Below are 18722 nucleotides of genomic sequence, written 5' to 3' on the forward strand. Positions count from 1 at the left end.
TTGAACCTGAAAAGCGGGTCCGAAAACCCGCGCTCCGGCGCTGGACGAACACGCCCCGCCCCTCCATCGTGGTAAGATGAGCGCTCTCCCCTACCGTCCCAATGTCGGCGTCGCCCTGTTCAACCGCGACGGGCTGGTCCTGATCGGCCAGTCGATGTCGGCAGGGCCCGAGATCGTCTATCCCGGCCTGGAATGGCAGATGCCCCAAGGCGGCGTCGAGGCCGGCGAGGACATCGCGGAGGCCGCACGCCGGGAGCTTTTCGAGGAGACGAACGTTCGCAGCGCCTCGCTGCTGGCCGTCACGGACGAAGCCTGGCGCTACGACTTCCCGCCCTATGAGGGCCCACCCCACAAGCTCGACCGCTTCCGGGGCCAGGAGCAGCGCTGGGCGGCGTTCCGCTTTGAGGGCGAGGACAGCGAGATCGACGTGGTCAACCCCGGCGGCGCGGAGCGGGCCGAGTTCCTGGCGTGGCGCTGGGAAAAGCTCGCGGCGCTGCCGGACCTCGTGGTGCCCTACAAGCGGCCGGTCTACGAGCAGGTGGTGCGAGCCTTCGCGCGGTTTGCGCCGTAAGTGCGCCAGTATAAAGCGCGGAGCGCGGGTCTTCAGACCCGCCCGTCCGCCTGGCGTCCAACGACAGGAGTGCGCGTCTGAAGACGCGCGGTCCGGCCGCTCAGGTGCGGAAGGCGGTCTCGCGCAGGCCGACGAGCTGGGCAAGGCGCTCCTGCGCGACACGGCGGGTCTCGTCGTCGGCGGCGCCCTGGAACTCCGCCTCGGCGGCCTTTATCTCGGTCGCCAGCAGGTCCTCGGACATCTCCTCGACCGGCACGGCCTGCTCGGCGAGGATGGTCAGGCCGTTCGGCGACACGTCGGCGAAGCCGCCGCGGACGTAGAGCGCCTGGCGGGGTGTCTTGCCGCCGGTGACGACGATGACGCCCGGGCGCATCGTCGACATCAGCGGTGCGTGGTTCGCCATCACCGTGAACTCGCCCTCGGTGCCGGGCACGACGACCTGCTCGACCTCGGCCGAGAGGACGAGGCGCTCGGGCGATACGAGCTCGAAGTGGAAGGTGGCCATCACGGTCTCCAGCCCCAAGGGGCGTGTGTCACGGTGTCAGGCGCGGCGGGCACCGCCCGCCACGCTCGGGAGGCTTCGCTTACGCGGCCTCGGCGGCGAGGCGCTGGGCCTTCTCGACCGCTTCCTCGATGGTGCCGACCATGTAGAAGGCCGCCTCCGGGAGGTGGTCGTACTTGCCCTCGACCAGGCCCTTGAAGCCCTTGATCGTGTCGGCCAGCGAGACGAGCTTGCCGGGCGAGCCGGTGAACACCTCGGCGACGTGGAAGGGCTGCGACAGGAAGCGCTCGACCTTGCGGGCGCGGGCCACCGTCAGCTTGTCCTCTTCCGAGAGCTCGTCCATGCCCAGGATCGCGATGATGTCCTGCAGGGCCTTGTAGCGCTGCAGCACCTGCTGCACCTGGCGGGCGACGGCGTAGTGCTCGTCACCGACGACCAGCGGCGACAGCATGCGCGACGTCGAGTCGAGCGGGTCCACCGCCGGGTAGATGCCCTTTTCAGCGATCGAGCGCGACAGCACGGTCGTGGCGTCGAGATGGGCGAAGGAGGTGGCCGGCGCCGGGTCGGTCAGGTCGTCGGCCGGGACGTAGATCGCCTGCACCGAGGTGATCGAGCCCTTGTTGGTCGTGGTGATCCGCTCCTGCAGGGCGCCCATGTCGGTGGCCAGCGTCGGCTGGTAGCCCACCGCCGAGGGAATGCGGCCGAGAAGCGCCGACACCTCGGAGCCTGCCTGCGTGAAGCGGAAGATGTTGTCGACGAAGAACAGCACGTCCTGGCCCTTGTCGCGGAAGTTCTCCGCGATGGTCAGGCCGGTCAGCGCGACGCGGGCGCGGGCGCCCGGCGGCTCGTTCATCTGGCCGAACACCAGGGCGCACTTGGAGCCCTCGCCGCCGCCCTTCTTGTTCACGCCGGACTCGATGAACTCGTGGTAGAGGTCGTTGCCCTCGCGGGTGCGCTCGCCGACGCCGGCGAACACCGAGAAGCCGCCATGGGCTTTCGCGACGTTGTTGATCAGCTCCTGGATGAGCACGGTCTTGCCCACGCCGGCGCCGCCGAACAGGCCGATCTTGCCGCCCTTGGCGTAGGGAGCGAGCAGGTCCACGACCTTGATGCCGGTCTCCAGGATCTGCGCCTCGGTCGACTGCTCGGCATAGCTCGGCGCCGGAGCGTGGATCGGGCGCATGCCCTCGTTGATCACGGGACCGCCGTCGTCGATCGGCTCGCCGATGACGTTGATGATGCGGCCCAGAGTGCCGTCGCCGACGGGAACGGCGATCGGGGCGCCGGTGTCGGCCACAGGCTGGCCGCGCACGAGGCCCTCGGTGGTGTCCATCGAGATGGTGCGTACCGAGCTCTCGCCGAGGTGCTGCGCGACCTCGAGGACGAGCCGGTTGCCGCCGTTCGTCGTCTCGAGCGCATTGAGGATCTCAGGGAGGTGTCCGTCGAACTGAACGTCGACGACGGCGCCGATCACCTGGGTGACGCGTCCGGTGGGTGTGCTGGCCATTTTCAGTCCTCGATCCATTCGGTGGGGCGCCTGAGCGCTCGAAAGTTCTTGCCGCGCGACGCTCTCAGGCGTCGGCCAATTCCAGACGCCTCTCGATGCGGCTGACACGCTCGTCGAGGCGGTCCATCCGGGATCCGAACGTCGCCATCTGGAGCTGCAGGTTCGCCATGTGACCCTCCATGGCGGACATCCTGACCTTCATGTCGCCAACCTCGAGTTCGACGCGCTCGACCGACAACCTGATCTTGCGAAGCAGGTCCAGAACGAGGTTTTCGGTCTCGGCAGTCATCTCGACGTCCTCGGCTCCCGATCCTTTGACCCTATCACAGCGCCTCGGCGCCCGAGATGATTTCGATGAGTTCCTTGGTGATCATCGCCTGACGTGTCCTGTTGTAGGTCAGCGTCTGCTTCTTGATCATCTCGCCCGCGTTGCGGGTGGCGTTGTCCATGGCGCTCATCTGGGAGCCGTAAAACGACGCCTGGTTTTCCAGCAGCGCACGCAGCACCTGCACCGAGATGTTGCGCGGCAGCAGCGTGGCGAGGATCTCGCCCTCTTCCGGCTCGTACTCGTAGGCCGCCACGGCCGTGCCGGACGACGCCTCGGAAGCCGGGATCTCGGCCGGGATGATCTGCTGCGCCGTCGGAATCTGCGCGATCACCGAGCGGAAGCGGGCGAAGAAGATCGTCGCCACGTCGAACTCGCCGGCGTCATAGAGCGCCAGGATCTTGCGGCCGATCATGTCGGCCGTGTCGAAGCCCAGCGTGCGCACGCTGCGCAGCTCGATCTGCTCGATGATCTGGCGGGCGAACTGGCGGCGCAGGATGTCGCCGCCCTTCTTGCCTACGCACATAATCTTGACGGTCTTGCCGTGCGCCTGCAGCTGCAGGATGCGGTCGCGGGCGAGGCGGGCGATCGAGGAGTTGAAGGCGCCGCACAGGCCGCGTTCGCCGGTGAAGACGACGACGAGGTGCACGTCGTCCTTGCCGGTGCCGGTGAGCAGGCGCGGGCCGCCGGTGCCCGGCGTGATGCCGCCGGCCACGTTGGCGAGAACCTGACCCATGCGCTCGGCGAAGGGACGCGCCGCCTCGGCCGCCATCTGCGCACGGCGCAGCTTGGCCGCGGCCACCATCTGCATGGCCTTGGTGATCTTCTGCGTCGCCTTCACCGAAGCGATGCGGTTTCGCAGATCCTTCAGAGACGCCATGCCCGGTCCCTATTCCTCGTCGCCACGATCATGCCCGGCGCAAGCGCGTCAGGCGAACGACTTGGCGAAGGTGTCGACGACGTCCTTCAGCTTCTTCGCCGTGTCGTCGCCGAGATCCTTGGAGGTGCGGATCGCGTCCAGCACATCCTTGTGGCTCGTGTGCAGCGTGCCGAGCAGCCCGTCCTGGAAGGCCCGGACGCGGTTGACCGGCAGCGGGTCGAGATAGCCGTTGACGCCGGCATAAATCACCGCGACCTGCTCTTCCATCTGCAGCGGCGAGAACTGCGGCTGCTTCAGGAGTTCGGTCAGGCGCGCGCCGCGGTTGAGGAGGCGCTGCGTCGTGGCGTCGAGGTCGCCGCCGAACTGGGCGAAGGCGGCCATCTCGCGGTACTGGGCGAGCTCGCCCTTGATCTTGCCCGCGACCTTCTTCATCGCCTTCGTCTGGGCCGAGGAGCCCACGCGCGACACCGAGAGGCCGACGTTCACCGCCGGGCGGATGCCCTGGTAGAAGAGGTCGGTCTCCAGGAAGATCTGGCCGTCGGTGATCGAGATGACGTTCGTCGGAATGTAGGCCGACACGTCGTTGGCCTGCGTCTCGATGACCGGCAGCGCCGTCAGCGAGCCTGCGCCGAAGTCCTTGTTGAGCTTCGCCGCACGCTCCAGCAGGCGGGAGTGCAGGTAGAACACGTCGCCGGGATACGCTTCGCGGCCCGGCGGGCGGCGAAGCAGCAGAGACATCTGGCGGTACGCGACGGCCTGCTTCGACAGGTCGTCATAGATGATCACGGCATGCATGCCGTTGTCGCGGAAGTACTCACCCATGGTGCAGCCCGTGAACGGGGCGAGGAACTGCATGGGGGCCGGATCCGACGCCGTGGCGGCGACGATGATCGAGTACTCGAGCGCGCCCTGCTCCTCCAGCACCTTCACGAACTGCGCGACGGTGGAGCGCTTCTGGCCGACGGCGACGTAGACGCAATAGAGCTTCGCGCTCTCGTCGCCCGACTGGTTGATCGCCTTCTGGTTCAGGATGGTGTCGAGCGCGATGGCGGTCTTGCCGGTCTGGCGGTCACCGATGACGAGCTCGCGCTGGCCGCGGCCGATCGGGATCAGCGCGTCCACGGCCTTCAGGCCGGTGGCCATGGGCTCGTGCACCGACATGCGCGGAATGATGCCGGGCGCCTTGACGTCCACGCGCATCCGCTTCTCGGCGACGATCGGGCCCTTGCCGTCGATCGGGTTGCCGAGCGCGTCGACGACGCGGCCGAGCAGGCCCTTGCCGACCGGGGCGTCCACGATGGCGCCGGTGCGCTTGACCGTCTGGCCTTCCTTGATGTCGCGGTCGGAGCCGAAGATCACGATGCCGACGTTGTCGGTCTCGAGGTTCAGCGCCATGCCGCGCACGCCGTTCTCGAACTCGACCATCTCGCCCGCCTGGACGTTGTCGAGCCCGTAGGCGCGGGCGATACCGTCGCCGACGGACAGAACCTGGCCGACTTCGGTGACTGCGGCCTCGGACCCGAAATTCTTGATCTGGTCCTTGAGGATCGCGGAGATTTCTGCGGCGCGGATGTCCATCAGCCGACCTCTTTCATCGCGGTACGAATTCCATTGAGCTTGGTGCGCAGCGAGGAGTCGACCATGCGCGAGCCGACCTTCACCACGATTCCGCCGATGATGGCCGGGTCGACCTTGAGTTCGACCGCGACATGCTCTCCGGCGACGTCCTTCAGTGCCTGCTTGATCTCGCCCAGGACGCGCTCGGACGGCGTCTCGGCCACGGTCACCTGGGCGCGCACAGTGCCCTTGGCCTGGTCGACCAGCGCGCCATAGGCGCGCACCATGTCGTCCACGGCGAAGAGACGGCGCTTCGAAGCGACCAGCAGGAGGAAGTTGGCGGCAATGCCGGTGATGCCGAGCTTTGCCAGGATGGGATGCAGCGCCTTGACCTGCTCCTCGGAGGAGAAGACCGGGCTTTTGACGAAGCGCGTGAGATCGGCGTTTCCGGCGACCGCCGTCCTGAACGTATCGAGCGAGGACGCCACCGCGTCCACCTGCCCCTCGTCCCGCGCCAGCTCGAACAGAGCCGTCGCGTAGCGCCCGGCCACACCTGACACGATCGAGTTCTCTTGCGCCACGGGCGTTCTCGCTGCTGCCGACCGTCCGCGCCCCGTCGCCGGTCTCGCGGGAGCGAGCGGCCAATACGGGGCGACGCCGTCTGGATGGGACCGGATCCGCGCGGCTCCGGTGACCGCGCACGCGCGTTTCACCATCGGCACAGACCCGAAAGGCGGGGGTGAACTAGCATGACAAACCGGGGGGCGCAACCCGAGCGGGACGGGTTGCAGGGGCGACTTTGGGGGAGGGTGGACGGGTCCTACGTTCAGGACATGAGAGGTGCGGCCCTTGCTTCCCGGCGTGCTAGCTTCGGCATAGCTTTAGATTGTCGTTACGCTTGACGTAATGAGTATTGGGCTCCATAGATGGCCATCATCGATTTCGCGGACAGGAGAACCGAGCAATTCGCGCGCGGCGGCTTCGTGAAGGAGTTCGAGGTCTTCGCACGGCAGGCGGAGAAGAGGCTCGACATGCTCGATGCCGCTACGTCGGTGAGTGATCTCGGAGCCGTAAAGGGGAACCGTCTCGAGGCGCTCAGGGCTGACAGAAGGGGCCAGTACAGCATCCGGATCAACGACCGTTGGCGCATCTGCTTCGCGTGGCCAGAGGGGCAGGTCGGCCCGTCGCAGGTCGAGATCGTCGACTATCATTGAGGCAATTGGTATGGCGCGCACTCCGATCCACCCCGGCGAGCACCTGGCAGACGAGTTAAGGGAGCTCGGGATGTCGGCCGCAGCACTGGCCCGGCAGATCGGCGTGCCCACGAACCGTGTGACGGGAATCATCAACGGCAGCAGGGCGGTGACGGCCGACACTGCGCTGCGGCTCGGTCACTGGTTCGGCACGTCACCAGAGCTCTGGCTAAACCTGCAGAAGACCTATGAACTGCGGCTCGCGTTGCAGAACTCCGGGGAGGAAATCGCCCGCCTGCCCACCCGTGCTGCTTCCAGCGCCTGACCCCTACAGAAAGCTCATCGGGTCCACATCCACGGCAACGCGGATATTCCCGGTGGTTTTCGGGCAGAGCAACAGCCAGTTGCGCAGCCAGGACTGCATGTCCATGGCGCGCGGTGTCTTCACCAGCAGGCGGAAGCGGTGGCGGCCGCGGATCATGGCGATCGGGGCCTCGGCCGGCCCGAGCACCATCACCTCGGGATGGCCGGGCACGGCGCGCGCCATGGCCCGGGCATGGCCTTCCGCAGCATTCCGGTCCGTCGCCGAGATGACCAGGGCTGCCAGCCGGCCGAAGGGCGGCAGCTCCGCCGCTTCCCGCATGCGGATCTCCTCGCGGTAGAAATTCTCCGCGTCCCCCGAGAGCAGCGCCTGCATCACGGGGTGGCCGGACTGGAAGGTCTGCAGCAGAGCCCGTCCGGACGTGGCACCGCGCCCGGCGCGGCCGGTGACCTGCTGCAGGATCTGAAACGTGCGTTCGCCCGCCCGCGGATCGCCGGAGGCGAGGCCGAGGTCGGCGTCCACCACGCCCACCAGCGAGAGCAGCGGGAAGTTGTGGCCCTTGGCCACCAGCTGCGTGCCGATGACGATGGAGAACTCGCCCTCCGCCACCGCGTCGAGCTCGCGTTTCAGCCGCTCCGTGCCGCCGGGGAAGTCGGAGGAGAGCACCAGCACGCGCTGGCCCGGGAAGAGCTCCGCCACCTCCTCGGCCAGCCGCTCGACGCCCGGCCCGCAGGGCGCCAGCGAATCCGCGCTGCCGCAGGCCGGGCAGGTGTCCGGCCGGCGCTCGACATGGCCGCAATGGTGGCAGACGAGGGCGCGGCGGAAGCGGTGTTCCACCAGCCACGCGGTGCAGTTGGGGCACTGGAAGCGGTGTCCGCAATGGCGGCACAGCGTCAGCGGCGCATAGCCGCGCCGGTTGAGATAGAGAAGCGCCTGCTCGCCCCGGCCTACCGTCTCGCGCACGGCGGCGACGAGCGGCGGCGACAGCCAGCGCCCGGGCGAGGGGCCGTCGCGCCGCATGTCGATGGCGGACAGCACCGGCATAGCCCGGCCCCCGAACCGCTCAGGCAGGTGCACGTGACGGTAGCGCCCGCGCGTGGCGTTGACCCGGGTCTCGATGGAGGGGGTCGCCGAGGCGAGGACGACCGGCACGCCTTCGGTCTGCGCCCGCACCACCGCCATGTCGCGGGCGTTGTAGCAGACGCCGTCCTCCTGCTTGTAGGCGGCCTCATGCTCCTCGTCGACGACGACCAGCCCCAGCCTTCTGAACGGCAGGAACAGGGCCGAGCGCGCACCGGCAACGACCAGGGCTTCCCCGGACGCGACGGCGTTGAACACCCGCTCACGCTTGCGGCCGGACACGCCGGAGTGCCACTCCGCCGGCCTGACCCCGAACCTCCGCTCGAACCTTTGCAGGAACTGCGCCGTCAGCGCGATTTCCGGCATCATGATGAGAGTTTGCCGGCCCAACCGCACCGCCTCGGCGACGGCCTCGAAATACACCTCCGTCTTGCCCGAGCCGGTGACGCCCTCCAGCAGCGTGGCCGAGAAGGCCTGCTCGCGCACGGTAGCGACGAGGGCGGCCGCGGCCTCAGCCTGCCCCGGCTCCAGCGCCTGTGCCGCATGGTCCGGGTCGGGCCTGGGTGCGACCGAGGCCGGCGCCAGCGCCAGGGTTTCCAGCGTGCCCTCGTCGACGAGGCCGTCGATGACGGCCTGGCTGACGGCGGCGGCTTCCGCGAGCGCGCGCTTGGAGTGCACCAGCCCGCCCGCCGCAGCGGCGATGACGCGCTGGCGGGCCGGCGTCATCCGCTCCGGCGGGGGCCCGGCCAGGCGTACGCCCACCTGCACGCGCTCGGGCGGGGACGGCTCCGTGCCGCGCAAGGCCATGCGCAGCACCATGCCGCGGGGCGCCAGCGTGTAGCGTGCGACCCGCTCGACGAAGCGCCGCAGCGGCGCCGACAGCGGCGGCGCATCCGCGGGACGCGCGACCGACTTGAGGTTGGAGGCCCCCGCCGAATGCGCCTCCGACAGCTCCCACACCACCCCGGGCCATTCGCGCGGGCCGAAGGGCACGTGCACGACGTCGCCCTCCGCCAGCCGCATCGTGGCGGGCACGTCGTAGCTGTAGGTCTGGTCGAGGCCGGTCGGCACGAGGATCTCGGCGCGCATCGGCCGGGCGGCGGCCTCGCTGTCCCGCTCTTCGTCGCGTTCACGGTTTGGGCCGGAGTCCATGGCCGGACACCTAGCACCGATTCGCGGCGGGCGCTCGATCGCCCTCGGGACGCGGCCACGAAAAGGCCTGTCCTTGCGTTAACCTGCGCTTCACCACGGGACGCCACCCTCCGCTCATGCTGATCGCCGCACCAGACCTCGCCGCCGCGCTGGAATCCTGGCGACGACACCTCGCCGTGGAGCGGCGCATGGCGGCAAAGACGCTGGAAGCCTATGACCGCGACCTGCGTCAGTTTCTGTCGTTCCTTGCCGCGGAGGGCGGCCCGCCGTCGCTGGCCGACATCTCGCGCCTCCGGCCAGCCGACATCCGCGCCTTCATGGCGGGACGGCGCAGCGAAGGGGTGGGCAGCCGTTCGCTGATGCGAAATCTCGCGGGCGTGCGCTCGGCCCTTCGTTTCCTCGAGCGGGAGGGCCACGCCAACGCCTCCGCGCTGTCGGCCATCCGCGGGCCCAAGATCGGGCGCAGCCTGCCCAAGCCTCTGCCGGCGCCCTCGGCGCGCCGCCTCACCGACCCCGACCTGCGCGCCGCCGAGGACCGGGAAACCTGGGTGCTGGTGCGTGACGCGGCGGTCATCGCGCTGCTCTACGGATGCGGGCTGCGCATTTCGGAGGCGCTGTCCATCCTGCGCAAGGATGCCCCGGTGGGTGACCGCGACACGGTCACCGTGAACGGCAAGGGCGGCAAGACGCGCATGGTCCCGGTCATCCCCGCCGTCCAGGAGGCGGTGGCCGACTACGTGAAGATGTGCCCTTACGTTCTCGCGCCAAATGAGCCCCTCTTCCGCGGCGCCAAGGGCGGCCCGCTGTCGCCGCGCATCATCCAACTCGCCATGGAGCGCCTGCGCGGTGCCCTGGGCCTGCCGGACACGGCGACCCCGCACGCCCTGCGTCATTCCTTCGCCACCCATCTGCTGGCCCGTGGCGGCGACCTGCGCGCCATCCAGGAGCTGCTGGGCCACGCCTCGCTGTCGACGACGCAGGTTTATACGGAGGTGGGCACCGCCCGCCTGCTCGCCGCGTACCAGGCTGCGCATCCGCGGGCGTGACGGTCGTCTTGCGGCCGGGTGTCGCGCCCCTGCCCAGCGGGAAGGTGCGCGCTTGCCGTGACGCTGTTCTGCGCTACCCTCTCCCGATCGAAACCCGGAGACGTTCCTCATGCGCAGCACGATCCTCGGTCTCGTCGTCGGAGCCGGCCTCGCCGCGATCTCCACCCTCCCGGCCCTTGCTGAGTGCGCCTGGAGCAAGCAGCACACCGCCCAGTCGAGCCAGTCCAGCGAGTACATCCCGCAGCAGACGGCCCAGGCCGACACGCAGTCGTCCCAGGAGACGACGCAGCAGTAAGCGGGCATTCCCAGTCAGCAACGCGAACGGCCCGGGTCAGCCCGGGCCGTTTTCGTTGGGCCGCAAAAAAGCGGGTCTGAAGACCCGCGCTCCGTGGCGCCGGCCGGACCGCGCGTCTTCAGACGCGCTTCCCCGGCATCTGCCCACTCACATATGGATTGCCCGCTTCTCCACGGCCATGGCGGCTTCCTTCACCGCCTCGCTCATCGTGGGATGGGCGTGGCAGGTGCGGGCGAGGTCTTCGGAGGAGCCGCCGAATTCCATCAGCACGGCCGCCTCGTGGATCATCTCGCCGGCACCGGCGGCGACGATGTGGACGCCGAGAACGCGGTCCGTCGTGGCGTCGGCCAGCACCTTCACGAAGCCGTCGGTGTGGCGGTTGGCGCGGGCGCGGCCATTGGCGGTGAAGGGGAAGGTGCCGCTCTTGTAGGCGACGCCAGCGGCCTTCAGTTCCTCCTCGGTCTTCCCGACTGAGGCGACCTCCGGCATCGTGTAGACCACGCTGGGGATGACCTCGTAGTTCACATGGCCGCCCTTGCCGGCAATGAGCTCGGCCACCGCGACGCCCTCGTCCTCGGCCTTGTGGGCCAGCATCGGGCCGCGCACCACGTCGCCGATGGCGTAGATGCCGGGCACGTTCGTCTGGAAATGGTCGTCGATGATCACACGGCCGCGCTCCGTGGCGATGCCGGCCTCCTCGAGGCCGAGCCCCTGGGTGAAGGGCCGCCTTCCGATGGCGACGAGCACAACGTCGGCCGGGATCTCCTTCTTCTCGCCGCCGGCGGCCGGTTCCACGGTCACCACCATGCCGTTGCCGCCCTTGGACACGCCCGTGACCTTCGAGCCCAGCACGAAGGTCATGCCCTGCTTGCCGAGGATCCGCTGGAACTGCTTGGCGACCTCGCCGTCCATGCCGGGCAGGATGCGGTCGAGGAACTCGACGACGGTCACCTGCGAGCCGAGGCGGCGCCAGACGGATCCTAGCTCGAGGCCGATGACGCCGGCGCCGACGACCACCAGCCGCTCCGGCACGTCGTCGAGGTCGAGCGCGCCCGTGGAGGAGACGACCGTCTTCTCGTCAATGGTAACGCCGGGCAGCGGCGCGACGTCCGAGCCGGTGGCGATGACGATCGACTTCGCGTCCAGCGTCTGCTTCGAGCCGCCCTGCGTGGTGACTTCCACCTTGCCCGGACCGGCGATCCTGCCCGTGCCCTGGTAGGTGTCGATCTTGTTCTTCTTAAACAGGTAGGAGACGCCGTTGACGTTCGCCGTCACCGTGTCGTCCTTGTGGGTCATCATCCCTTCGAGGTCGAGCTTGGGCTTGCCGACCTGGATGCCGAGCGCCTCGAAGCCGTGCCCGGCCTCGTCGAACATCTCGGAGGCATGCAGCAGGGCCTTCGAGGGGATGCAGCCAATGTTGAGGCAGGTCCCGCCATGGGTGCGCTGCTTCTCGACGACGGCGGTCCGCAGCCCGAGCTGGGCCGCCCGGATGGCGCAGACATAGCCGCCGGGGCCGGTGCCGATGACGATGAGGTCGTAGGACTGGGCCTGGTTTTCCGACATCGCTTGCATCTCCTGCCCGCCACCAGCGTCGTCATGGCCGGGCCTGTCCCGGCCATCCATGCTGAGGTGCGCGCCGGTTGATAGTCGTGGTGGCCCGGGGCGAGCCCGGGCCTGGTGTTAGAAGAGGTTCAGAGGTCCAGCACCATCCGCGCCGGGTCTTCCAGCGCCTCCTTGACGCGGACGAGGAAGGTCACTGCCTCCTTGCCGTCGACGATGCGGTGGTCGTAGCTCAGCGCCAGGTACATCATCGGCCGGATCTCGACCTTGCCGCCGATCGCCATGGGCCGTTCCTGGATCTTGTGCATGCCCAAGATGCCCGACTGCGGGGCGTTGAGGATCGGCGTCGACATCAGCGAGCCGTAGATGCCGCCATTGGTGATCGTGAAGGTGCCGCCCTGCATCTCCTCGATCTTCAGCTGCCCGTCGCGGGCACGCTTGCCGAAGTCGGCGATCGTCTTCTCGATGCCCGAGATGGAAAGCCTGTCGGCGTCGCGCACCACCGGCACGACGAGGCCCTTGTCCGTGCCGACCGCGATGCCGACGTGGTAGTAGTTCTTGTAGACGAGGTCGGTGCCGTCGATCTCGGCGTTGACGGCCGGGATCTCCTTCAGCGCCTGCACGCAGGCCTTCACGAAGAAGCCCATGAAGCCGAGCTTGGCGCCGTGCTTCTTCTCGAACACGTCCTTGTACTTCGTGCGCATGCCCATGACCTCGGTCATGTCGACCTCGTTAAAGGTCGTCAGCATGGCCGCGCTGTTCTGCGCATCCTTGAGGCGCCGTGCGATCGTCTGGCGCAGCTTTGTCATGCGCACCCGCTCCTCGCGGGAGGCATCCTCCGGAACGGACGGCGCGCGCACCTGCACGGGGGCCGGCGCGGCGGCGGCCGCAGGAGCGGCAGCCGGCGGGGCTGACTGAACCGAGGTCGACACCGCGAGCATGTCGCCCTTGGTGACCCGGCCGTCCTTGCCCGTGCCGGGAACCGAGGCGGGGTCGATGCCCGTCTCGGTCGCAATGCGCTGGACGGAGGGAGCGAGCGGCGCATCGGCCGGCGGCGCCTTGGCGGCGGCCGGAGCCGCGGGGGTGGCGGGCGCCTGGGCCGGCGTATCCTGCGGCTTCGGCTGCGCGGCAGCCTTCGCCGCCGTCGGCGTCTCGGCCACGCCCGAGCCCGCGGCGGAGATCGAGCCCAGCAGAGCGCCGACGCCCACTGTCTCGCCATCCTTCACGACGATCTCGGCCAGAACGCCCGAGGCTGGAGCATTCACCTCCAGCGTCACCTTGTCGGTTTCGAGCTCGACGAGAGGCTCGTCGGCACGGACGGCTTCGCCCGGCTTCTTGAACCACTTGCCGATCGTGGCCTCGGTGACGGATTCCCCAAGGGTGGGGACGCGGATGTCTGTCGCCATGGTCTCGTCTGGGATGCGGGCGCAAGGCCCTCGCATGGGGAAGGGTGAAGCGGAGGGCTGCGCCGTCAGGCGGCGTAAACCTCCTCCAGGAAGGTGCGGAGCTGGTCGAGGTGCTTCGACATGAGGCCCGTCGCGGTGGCTGCCGAGGCCGGCCGGCCGGCGTAGCGGGCGCGCTTCACCTTGAGGCCGGCGCGGGCGAGCACCCATTCCAGATAGGGCTCGACGAAGCTCCAGGAGCCCATGTTCTTGGGCTCTTCCTGGCACCACACCACGTCGGCGTTCTTGAAGCGGGCGATCTCGGTCGCGAGAGCCTTGACCGGGAAGGGATAGAGCTGCTCGACGCGCAGCAGGTAGACGTCGTCGATGCCGCGCTTCTCGCGCTCCTCGTAGAGGTCGTAGTAGACCTTGCCCGAGCAAAGCACCACGCGGCGGACCTTGGTGTCGCGGGCGAGCTTGATGCCCTCTCCCTTCGCGAGCTGGGCGTCGTCCCACAGCACGCGATGGAAGGACGATCCCGCCGAGATCTCGTCGAGCCTGGACACGGCGCGCTTGTGGCGCAGCAGCGACTTCGGCGTCATCAGGATCAGCGGCTTGCGGAAGTCGCGCTTAAGCTGCCGGCGCAGGCTGTGGAAGTAGTTGGCCGGCGTCGTGCAGTTGGCGACCTGCATGTTGTCCTCGGCGCACATTTGCAGGAAGCGCTCGAGGCGGGCCGAGGAGTGCTCGGGTCCCTGCCCCTCGTACCCATGCGGCAGCAGGCAGACGAGGCCGGACATGCGCAGCCACTTGCGCTCGCCCGACGAGACGAACTGGTCAAACACCACCTGCGCGCCGTTGGCGAAGTCGCCGAACTGCGCCTCCCACATGGTGAGCGCGTTGGGTTCGGCCAGCGAGTAGCCGTATTCAAAGCCGAGGACGGCTTCCTCCGAGAGCATCGAGTTGATGACCTCGTAGCGGGCCTGTCCGTCGCGGATGTTGTTCAGCGGCGTGAAGCGGGCCTCGGTCTCCTGGTCGATCAGCACGGAGTGGCGCTGCGAGAAGGTGCCGCGCTCGCAATCCTGGCCGGACAGGCGAACGGGGTGCTTCTCCAGCAACAGGGTGCCGATGGCGAGCGCCTCGGCGGTTGCCCAGTCGATGCCCTCGCCGGTTTCAACGGCCTTGCGGCGGTTCTCCAGGAAGCGCTGGATCGTGCGGTGGACGTTGAAGCCCTCCGGCACGGTCGTGATGCGCTCGGCGATCTCGTGCAGCGTCGAGGCATCGACCCCGGTCTGGCCGCGGCGAGCGTCGTCCTCGCTCTCCTTGGTCGCCTTCAGCCCGGCCCAGCGCCCGTCCAGCCAGTCGGCCTTGTTGGGCTTGTAGGCCTGGCCGGCCTCGAACTCGGCCTCGAGACGCTGGCGCCAGTCGGCGCGCATCTTCTCGACCTCGCCCTCAGTCACGACACCTTCGGACACCAGCTTGGCGGTGTAGAGCTCCAGCGTCGACTTGTGCTGGCGGATGGTCTTGTACATCAGCGGCTGCGTGAAGGCCGGCTCGTCGCCCTCGTTGTGGCCGAACCGCCGGTAGCAGAACATGTCGATGACGACCGGCTTGTGGAACTTCTGCCGGAACTCCGTCGCCACCTTGGCCGCGAAGACCACCGCCTCGGGATCGTCGCCGTTCACGTGGAAGATCGGCGCCTCGATCATCTTCGCCACGTCGGACGGATAGGGCGAGGAGCGCGAGTAGCGCGGATAGGTGGTGAAGCCGATCTGGTTGTTGATGATGAAGTGCACCGAGCCGCCGGTGCGGTGACCCTTCAGGCCGGAGAGGCCCAGGCACTCCGCCACGACGCCCTGGCCGGCGAAGGCAGCATCGCCGTGCAGCAGCAGCGGCAGGATCTTGGCGCGCTCGACCACGTCCTGCAGCTGGTCCTGCTTGGCACGCACCTTGCCGAGCACCACGGGATCGACGATCTCGAGGTGCGAGGGGTTTGCGGTCAGCGACAGGTGGATGGTGTTGCCGTCGAAGGTGCGGTCGGACGAGGCACCGAGATGGTACTTCACGTCGCCCGAGCCCTCGACCTCGTCGGGCGCGTAGGAACCGCCCTTGAATTCGTGGAACAGGGCGCGGTGCGGCTTGCCGAGCACCTGCGTGAGGACGTTCAGCCGGCCGCGATGGGCCATGCCGAAGACGATCTCCTTCACGCCCAGATTGCCGCCGCGCTTGATGATCTGCTCGAGCGCCGGGATCAGCGATTCCGCGCCGTCGAGGCCGAAGCGCTTGGTGCCGGTGTACTTGACGTCGATGAACTTCTCGAAGCCCTCGGCCTCGGCGAGCTTGTTGAGAATGGCGCGCTTGCCCTCGCGGGTGAAGGCGATCTCCTTGTCCGGCCCCTCGATGCGCTCCTGGATCCACGCCTTCTCCTGAGGATTGGAGATGTGCATGAACTCGTAGCCGATGGTGGAGCAGTAGGTCCGCTTCAGGATCGCGAGCATCTCGCGGAGCGTCGCGAACTCCAGGCCGAGCACGTTGTCGATGAAGATGCGGCGGTCCCAGTCGGCCTCGGTGAAGCCGTAGGAGGAGGGGTGCAGCTCCTCGTGGTCGCCGCGCGGCTCCAGGTTCAGCGGATCGAGGTCGGCGTGCAAATGGCCGCGCATCCGGAAGGCGCGGATCATCATCAGGGCGCGGACGGAGTCGCGCGTCGCCTGCTGGATGGAGGCCTGCGAGACCTCGCCGCCCTTGTCCTTCACCGTTTCCTTGGCACGGCTCTCGATCTTGGCGCCGACCACCTTCTCCACCGCCGGCCAGTTGCCGTCGAGGGCCGAGACGAGCTCGCCATTGGCCGCGATCGGCCAGTTCGCCCGCTGCCAGGAGGCGCCCTCGGCGCTCTTGGTCACGGCTGCCGGGTCGTCCTTCAGCGCGGCGAAGAAGACCTGCCACTCGGCGTCGACCGAGGCCGGGTCCTTTTCGTAGCGGGCGTAGAGATCCTCGATATAGGCGGCGTTGCCGCCATAGAGGAAGGACGTCTGCAGGAAGCTGTCGTTCTGGTCCTGGCGTGCCATCGGCGTGTCCTCGTCGCTCTCTTTGGACGGCCGGAGCGTGGCCGGTAACGCGAGGGAAACGTCATCCCCGGACTGGGCGGCGAAGCCGCCGAGGCGGAGGCCCGCTGTGGATACCGCCGGGGATGACGGGGATTGGCTTAGCCCTTCAGCACCTCGACGAGCGTCTTGCCGAGCCGCGCGGGCGAGGGGGAGACGCGGATGCCCGCGGCTTCCATGGCTGCGATCTTGTCCTCGGCCCCGCCCTTTCCACCGGAGATGATGGCGCCGGCATGGCCCATGCGGCGTCCGGGAGGAGCCGTGCGGCCGGCGATGAAGCCGACAGTCGGCTTCCTGCGCCCGCGCTTCGCCTCGTCGGCGAGGAACTGCGCCGCGTCCTCCTCGGCCGAGCCGCCGATCTCGCCGATCATCACGATCGACTTGGTCTCTGGGTCGGCCAGGAACATTTCCAGCACCTCGATGAACTCGGTGCCCTTCACCGGGTCGCCGCCGATGCCCACGGCCGTCGTCTGGCCGAGGCCCTCGCGGGTCGTCTGGAAGACCGCTTCGTAGGTAAGCGTTCCCGACCGTGACACAATGCCGACGGAGCCCTTCTTGAAGATGTTGCCGGGCATGATGCCGATCTTGCACTCGCCCGCCGTCATCACGCCCGGGCAGTTCGGCCCGATGAGGCGCGACTTCGAGCCGGAGAGCGCCCGCTTCACCTTGATCATGTCGGTGACCGGAATGCCCTCGGTGATGCACACGATGAGCGGGATGTCGGCCTGGATCGCCTCGCAGATTGCATCCGCGGCGCCGGCCGGCGGCACGTAGATGACGGAGGCGTCGGCCCCCGTCTTCTCGCGCGCTTCCTCGACCGTGTCGAAGACGGGCAGGCCGAGATGCACCGAACCGCCCTTCCCGGGAGAGGTGCCGCCGACCATTTTCGTGCCGTAGGCGATGGCCTGCTCGGAATGGAAGGTGCCGTTCTTGCCGGTGAAGCCCTGGCAGATGACCTTGGTGTTGGCGTCGATGAGGACGGACATCAGTTGGCCTCCTTCACGGCCTTGACGATCTTCTGCGCGGCGTCGTCGAGATCGTCGGCGGAGATCACGTTGAGGCCGGAGTCGGCGATGATCTTCTTGCCGAGCTCGACATTGGTGCCTTCGAGGCGCACCACCAGCGGCACCTGCAGGCCGACATCCTTCACCGCGGCGATGACGCCCTCGGCGATGACGTCGCAGCGCATGATGCCGCCGAAGATGTTGATGAGGATGCCCTTCACGTTCGGGTCGGCGGTGATGATCTTGAACGCCGCCGTCACCTTCTCCTTGCTGGCGCCGCCGCCGACATCGAGGAAGTTCGCCGGGCTCTCGCCGTAGAGCTTGATGATGTCCATCGTCGCCATGGCGAGGCCGGCGCCGTTGACCATGCAGCCGATCGTGCCGTCGAGCGTGATGTAGTTGAGGTCGTACTTCGAAGCCTCGATCTCCTTGGCGTCCTCCTCGGTCTCATCGCGCAGGGCGACGATGTCGGGATGGCGGTAGAGCGCGTTGGAGTCGAAGGAGACCTTCGCGTCGAGGCAGCGCAGCTTTCCGTCGGTGGTGACGATCAGCGGGTTGATCTCGAGGAGGCTCATGTCCTTGGCGGTGAACGCCGTATAGAGCTGACCGACGAGCTTCTCGGCCTGCTTGGCGAGGTCGCCGGTGAGGCCCAGCACCTGCGCCACGCGGCGGCCGTGATGCGGCATCACCCCCGTGGCGGGATCGACGGAGAAGGTGACGATCTTCTCGGGCGTGTCGTGGGCCACGTCCTCGATGTTCATGCCGCCCTCGGTCGAGACGACGAAGGCGACGCGCGAGGTGACGCGGTCGACCAGCATCGAGAGGTAGAACTCCTTCTCGATGTCTGAGCCGTCCTCGATGTAGAGCCGGTTGACCTGCTTGCCGGCCGGGCCGGTCTGGATCGTCACCAGCGTCCGGCCGAGCATCTCGCCGACGAAGGCCTTGACCTCGTCGATCGTCCTGGCGAGGCGGACGCCGCCCTTCTCGCCGGCCTCGGCCTCCTTGAACTTGCCCTTGCCGCGCCCGCCGGCGTGGATCTGTGACTTCACCACCCAGAGCGGACCGCCGAGCTCCTTTGCCGCCGCCTCGGCCTCATCGGCCTTGAACACGGCACGGCCGTTGGAGACGGGCACGCCGAACTCCTTGAGGACCGCCTTGCCCTGGTATTCGTGGATGTTCATCGAACGGTTCCTCTTTCGCTGTCATCCCGGCCGCAGCGCAGCGGAGAGCCGGGATCCAGGACCGCCA

Annotated in this window: 17 protein-coding genes; 5 read left to right on the forward strand and 12 right to left on the reverse strand. The window is 68.2% G+C overall.

Going from position 1 to position 18722, the window contains the following annotated elements:
- The first annotated feature begins 76 nt into the window (after positions 1-76).
- Positions 77-571, forward strand: coding sequence for an RNA pyrophosphohydrolase (locus tag AC5JCN_RS15495; protein WP_495755978.1), 495 nt, complete (start codon positions 77-79; stop codon positions 569-571).
- A 100-nt stretch (positions 572-671) separates the two neighbouring features.
- Here AC5JCN_RS15495 and AC5JCN_RS15500 read toward each other — a convergent pair whose 3' ends face one another.
- From AC5JCN_RS15500 to AC5JCN_RS15525, 6 genes are all read right to left on the reverse strand, one after another.
- Complete coding sequence (locus AC5JCN_RS15500) at positions 672-1076, reverse strand: F0F1 ATP synthase subunit epsilon (RefSeq protein ID WP_495755979.1); 405 nt, start codon at positions 1074-1076, stop codon at positions 672-674.
- 79 nt (positions 1077-1155) lie between these two features.
- The gene (atpD, locus tag AC5JCN_RS15505) at positions 1156-2580 is read right to left on the reverse strand and encodes a F0F1 ATP synthase subunit beta (protein WP_495755980.1); all 1425 of its coding nucleotides are present in this window, start codon (positions 2578-2580) and stop codon (positions 1156-1158) included.
- A 64-nt stretch (positions 2581-2644) separates the two neighbouring features.
- Positions 2645-2869 carry a hypothetical protein gene (locus tag AC5JCN_RS15510; protein ID WP_495755981.1) on the reverse strand — a complete coding sequence of 75 codons (225 nt, stop codon included), beginning with the start codon at positions 2867-2869 and terminating at the stop codon, positions 2645-2647.
- Positions 2870-2903: 34 nt separating this feature from the next.
- Positions 2904-3785 carry a F0F1 ATP synthase subunit gamma gene (locus AC5JCN_RS15515; RefSeq protein ID WP_495755982.1) on the reverse strand — a complete coding sequence of 294 codons (882 nt, stop codon included), beginning with the start codon at positions 3783-3785 and terminating at the stop codon, positions 2904-2906.
- Between the two features lie 48 nt (positions 3786-3833).
- The gene (atpA, locus tag AC5JCN_RS15520) at positions 3834-5363 is read right to left on the reverse strand and encodes a F0F1 ATP synthase subunit alpha (RefSeq protein WP_495755983.1); all 1530 of its coding nucleotides are present in this window, start codon (positions 5361-5363) and stop codon (positions 3834-3836) included.
- A complete protein-coding gene (locus AC5JCN_RS15525) occupies positions 5363-5923 on the reverse strand; it encodes a F0F1 ATP synthase subunit delta (protein WP_495755984.1) in 561 nt (186 codons plus the stop codon). Before AC5JCN_RS15525 ends, atpA begins: the two co-directional genes overlap by 1 nt.
- 345 nt (positions 5924-6268) lie before the next feature.
- On the opposite strand from AC5JCN_RS15525, the gene AC5JCN_RS15530 reads away from it, so the two are divergent.
- Together AC5JCN_RS15530 and AC5JCN_RS15535 are read left to right on the forward strand one after the other, a co-directional pair.
- On the forward strand, positions 6269-6556 hold the full coding sequence (locus AC5JCN_RS15530) for a type II toxin-antitoxin system RelE/ParE family toxin (RefSeq protein WP_495755985.1): 288 nt from the start codon (positions 6269-6271) through the stop codon (positions 6554-6556).
- A 10-nt stretch (positions 6557-6566) separates the two neighbouring features.
- Complete coding sequence (locus AC5JCN_RS15535; protein WP_495755986.1) at positions 6567-6860, forward strand: HigA family addiction module antitoxin; 294 nt, start codon at positions 6567-6569, stop codon at positions 6858-6860.
- A gap of 3 nt (positions 6861-6863) precedes the next feature.
- Here the strand turns inward: AC5JCN_RS15535 and AC5JCN_RS15540 are convergent, their stop codons facing one another.
- Positions 6864-9089, reverse strand: coding sequence for a primosomal protein N' (locus AC5JCN_RS15540; RefSeq protein ID WP_495755987.1), 2226 nt, complete (start codon positions 9087-9089; stop codon positions 6864-6866).
- Between the two features lie 116 nt (positions 9090-9205).
- On the opposite strand from AC5JCN_RS15540, the gene AC5JCN_RS15545 reads away from it, so the two are divergent.
- Both AC5JCN_RS15545 and AC5JCN_RS15550 read left to right on the forward strand, forming a co-directional pair.
- Positions 9206-10135 carry a tyrosine recombinase XerC gene (locus AC5JCN_RS15545; RefSeq protein WP_495755988.1) on the forward strand — a complete coding sequence of 310 codons (930 nt, stop codon included), beginning with the start codon at positions 9206-9208 and terminating at the stop codon, positions 10133-10135.
- A 109-nt stretch (positions 10136-10244) separates the two neighbouring features.
- Complete coding sequence (locus AC5JCN_RS15550; protein ID WP_495755989.1) at positions 10245-10430, forward strand: hypothetical protein; 186 nt, start codon at positions 10245-10247, stop codon at positions 10428-10430.
- A 147-nt stretch (positions 10431-10577) separates the two neighbouring features.
- Here the strand turns inward: AC5JCN_RS15550 and lpdA are convergent, their stop codons facing one another.
- From lpdA to sucC, 5 genes are all read right to left on the reverse strand, one after another.
- Positions 10578-11993, reverse strand: a complete 1416-nt coding sequence (gene lpdA / locus AC5JCN_RS15555) for a dihydrolipoyl dehydrogenase (protein WP_495755990.1) — start codon at positions 11991-11993, stop codon at positions 10578-10580.
- A gap of 128 nt (positions 11994-12121) precedes the next feature.
- Positions 12122-13396, reverse strand: a complete 1275-nt coding sequence (odhB, locus tag AC5JCN_RS15560; protein ID WP_495755991.1) for a 2-oxoglutarate dehydrogenase complex dihydrolipoyllysine-residue succinyltransferase — start codon at positions 13394-13396, stop codon at positions 12122-12124.
- A gap of 65 nt (positions 13397-13461) precedes the next feature.
- Positions 13462-16434, reverse strand: coding sequence for a 2-oxoglutarate dehydrogenase E1 component (locus AC5JCN_RS15565; RefSeq protein ID WP_495755992.1), 2973 nt, complete (start codon positions 16432-16434; stop codon positions 13462-13464).
- 137 nt (positions 16435-16571) lie between these two features.
- Positions 16572-17456, reverse strand: a complete 885-nt coding sequence (gene sucD / locus AC5JCN_RS15570; RefSeq protein ID WP_495755993.1) for a succinate--CoA ligase subunit alpha — start codon at positions 17454-17456, stop codon at positions 16572-16574.
- A complete protein-coding gene (gene sucC / locus AC5JCN_RS15575; RefSeq protein WP_495755994.1) occupies positions 17456-18655 on the reverse strand; it encodes an ADP-forming succinate--CoA ligase subunit beta in 1200 nt (399 codons plus the stop codon). The genes sucD and sucC overlap by 1 nt, the downstream gene beginning before the upstream one ends.
- Between the last annotated feature and the right edge of the window lie 67 nt (positions 18656-18722).

The sequence above is a fragment of the Alsobacter sp. genome (genome assembly GCF_059501845.1).